This window comes from Segeticoccus rhizosphaerae (genome assembly GCF_009192725.1).
Lineage (GTDB): Bacteria > Actinomycetota > Actinomycetes > Actinomycetales > Dermatophilaceae > Segeticoccus > Segeticoccus rhizosphaerae.
Map to the genome: position 1 here is coordinate 1 of NZ_VOHR01000412.1, position 2,910 is coordinate 2,910.

The 2,910-nt window shown below is 71.9% G+C and carries 4 protein-coding genes; 3 read left to right on the forward strand and 1 reads right to left on the reverse strand.

The annotated features are described in order from the left end of the window. Nucleotides 1–316: DUF3097 family protein (locus FRW57_RS24170; protein ID WP_203230439.1), on the reverse strand; the 316-nt coding region annotated here is incomplete at its 3' end. A gap of 214 nt (nt 317–530) precedes the next feature. Between FRW57_RS24170 and hrcA the strand changes: the two genes are divergently transcribed. The 3 genes from hrcA to FRW57_RS24915 all read left to right on the forward strand — a co-directional run. Next, a complete protein-coding gene (hrcA, locus tag FRW57_RS19855; protein WP_137121656.1) occupies nt 531–1,556 on the forward strand; it encodes a heat-inducible transcriptional repressor HrcA in 1,026 nt (341 codons plus the stop codon). Nucleotides 1,557–1,620: 64 nt separating this feature from the next. Continuing rightward, a complete protein-coding gene (dnaJ, locus tag FRW57_RS19860) occupies nt 1,621–2,742 on the forward strand; it encodes a molecular chaperone DnaJ (RefSeq protein WP_137121657.1) in 1,122 nt (373 codons plus the stop codon). A gap of 9 nt (nt 2,743–2,751) precedes the next feature. Beyond that, on the forward strand, nt 2,752–2,910 hold a 159-nt coding region (locus FRW57_RS24915; RefSeq protein WP_338055390.1), incomplete at its 3' end, for an RNA methyltransferase PUA domain-containing protein.

A 2,910-nucleotide genomic window follows, 5' to 3' on the forward strand; every position in this document is an offset into this window, starting at 1 on the left:
TCGCGGTCCGCGCCGCTTCTGCCCTCGCCCGACCCAGCGCTTGGCGGCTGGCCGCCGTGGGCGGCGTCAACACCACAGGGGCGCCGTCGAGCAGGAACCCGGGGCCGAGCGGGAAGCCCTTGCTGCGGCCACGGCGGTCCTCGAGGTGGACGACCTGCATGCCGCCGGCCTTCTCGACGCGCACGACCGCGCCGCACCAGCCCGTCTCGACGTCCTCGACCACGAGCCCGTGCTCGGCCTCCACCTCGCGGGCCCGCCCGCGCCGGGGAGCGCGCCAGTCGCCGGAGAGCACGTCGGAGCCATATCGGTCGGTCACGACAGGCGAGCGTATGTCGTGCCGGTCACCCGGCCGCGCAGGCCGGTCTCGGGCGTGTCCGCGAGGAGGGGAGGGACGACGTAGACTTGGCACTCGGCATACCTGAGTGCCAAGGTGCGTTGGCGTGAGTGACGACCAGTGGCCGCACACCCCCTCAGGTGAGCCTGCCGGCGGGACCGCGGACCGGAACGAGCATCGGGTGGGAGGTAGGCCCATGAGCGAGGAGCGACGTCTGGCGGTGCTGCGCGCCATCGTGCAGGACTACGTCCACACCTCGGAGCCGGTGGGTTCCAAGGCGCTGCTCGAGCGCCACCAGCTCGGCGTCTCGGCCGCCACCATCCGCAACGACATGTCGGCGCTCGAGGAGGAGGGGCTCATCGCCGCGCCGCACACCAGCGCCGGCCGCATCCCGACCGATGCGGGCTACCGCCTCTTCGTCGACCGGCTGGCCTCCATCAAGCCGCTCAGTGCGGCGGAGCGGGTCGCCATCGCGAGGTTCCTGGAGGGGGCGGTGGACCTCGACGACGTCGTCGACCGCACCGTGCGCCTGCTGGCGTCGCTCACCCACCAGGTCGCCGTCATGCAGTACCCCTCGCTCACGCGTTCCTCCGTCCGGCACATCGAGCTCGTGCCCATGACGGCCCGGCGGTTGATGGTGGTGCTCATCGTCAACACCGGGCGGGTCGAGCAGCGGATGATCGACGCCACGCGCGACATGTCGACGCCGGAGGGCCAGCGGCTCGTGGCAGAGCTGCGGCAGCGCATCAACGAGCTCGCCGTCGACCGCCGGCTCGGTGATGCCGCGGCAGAGCTCGAGTCGCTGCCGGGCAGGTTCGAGCCCGACGACCGTGAACTGGTGCGGGCCGTGGTCGGGTCGCTGGACGACGCCCTCGTGGAGGAGCGCGAGGAGCGCGTGGTGCTTGCGGGCACCGCCAACCTGGCCCGGTCGGGCACCGACTTCCCCCTGTCCATCGGGCCGGTGCTCGAGGCGCTCGAGGAGCACGTCGTGCTGCTGAAGCTGCTCGGCACCATGGGCCACGACGAGGAGGCCGTCGCGGTCCGCATCGGCGCCGAGAACCCGCACGCCGGCCTGCAGTCGACCTCGGTGGTGAGCACCGGTTACGGCACCGGACGAGTCGCCGGTCTCGGCGTCCTCGGTCCGACCCGCATGGACTACCCCCTGACAATGGCTTCGGTCCGGGCCGTGGCGCGCTACGTCTCCGACATCCTCGAGTCGTGACGCGCGTCCGGTCCGCCGATCCCGCCGCCCCAGAACTCCGACCAGCCCCTGAGAAGGACACCTGTTGAACGACTACTACGAGGACCTCGGCGTCAGCCGTGACGCCAGTGCCGAGGAGATCAAGCGCGCCTACCGCAAGATGGCGCGCAAGCTGCACCCTGACGTCAACCCCGGTCCCGAGGCCGAGGAGAAGTTCAAGCGGGTCTCGCAGGCGTATGACGTGCTGTCCGATCCGAGCAAGCGCGCGGCGTTCGACCGTGGCTCCGACCCCTATGGCGGCGCTGCGGGTGGCTTCGGCCAGGGCTTCTCGTTCAGCGACATCATGGACGCCTTCTTCGGTGGCGCCGCGGCCGGCCAGCGTGGCCCGCGCTCCCGGCACCAACGCGGTCAGGACGCCCTGGTCCGCCTCGACATCGACCTGCACGATGCCGTCTTCGGCGGGGAGCAGGAGGTCACCATCGACACCGCGGTCGAGTGCTCGACCTGCCACGGCGACGGTTCGCAACCGGGCTCCGGCACCCGCACCTGCGACATCTGCGGCGGCCGCGGCGAGGTGCAACAGGTCCAGCGCTCGTTCCTGGGCCAGGTCATGACCTCCCGTCCGTGCGTGGCCTGCCAGGGGTTCGGCACCGTGATCAGCAACCCGTGCTTCGAGTGCTCCGGCGACGGCCGGGTGCGGACCCGGCGCACCCTCAAGCTGAGGGTGCCTGCCGGTGTCGACACAGGCACCCGCATCCAGCTGGCCGGCGAGGGTGAGGTCGGGCCCGGCGCCGGACCGGCCGGCGACCTCTACGTCGAGATCAACGTGCGCCCGCACGAGGTCTTCCAGCGACGCGGCGATGACCTGCACTGCACCATCGAGCTGCCGATGACCGCTGCGGCGCTGGGCACGAGCCTCAAGCTCGACACCCTCGACGGCAAGAGCGACCTGGACATCGCGGCCGGGACCCAGTCGGGCGACGTGGTGACCATGCGCTCGCTCGGGGTGACCCATCTGCGCGGCAGTGGCCGCGGCGACCTCATCGCACACATCGAGGTGCAGACGCCGACCCGGCTGGATGCCGAGCAGGAGGAGCTGCTGCAGCGGCTGGCCGAGCTGCGCGGGGAGGAGCGGCCGGAGGGTCGGCTGACGCCCAACTCCCACGGCCTCTTCGGCAAGCTGCGCGGCGCCTTCATGGGCAAGTAGCACGGCCGCATGACCGCCCCGCTGTTCTTCCTCGACGAGGGTCGGCTGAGCGACACGGCTGCCGGCGACGAGGTCCGGCTGACCGGCGACGAGGGCCGCCACGCGGCGACCGTCCGACGGCTGGCCGTGGGTGAGGCCGTGCTGCTGGCCGACGGCAGCGGGCGGGTC

Coding starts and splice junctions, on each gene's coding strand:
- hrcA (WP_137121656.1), top strand. CDS start 531: ATGAGCGAGGAGCGACGTCTGGCGGTGCTGCGCGCCATCGTGCAGGAC.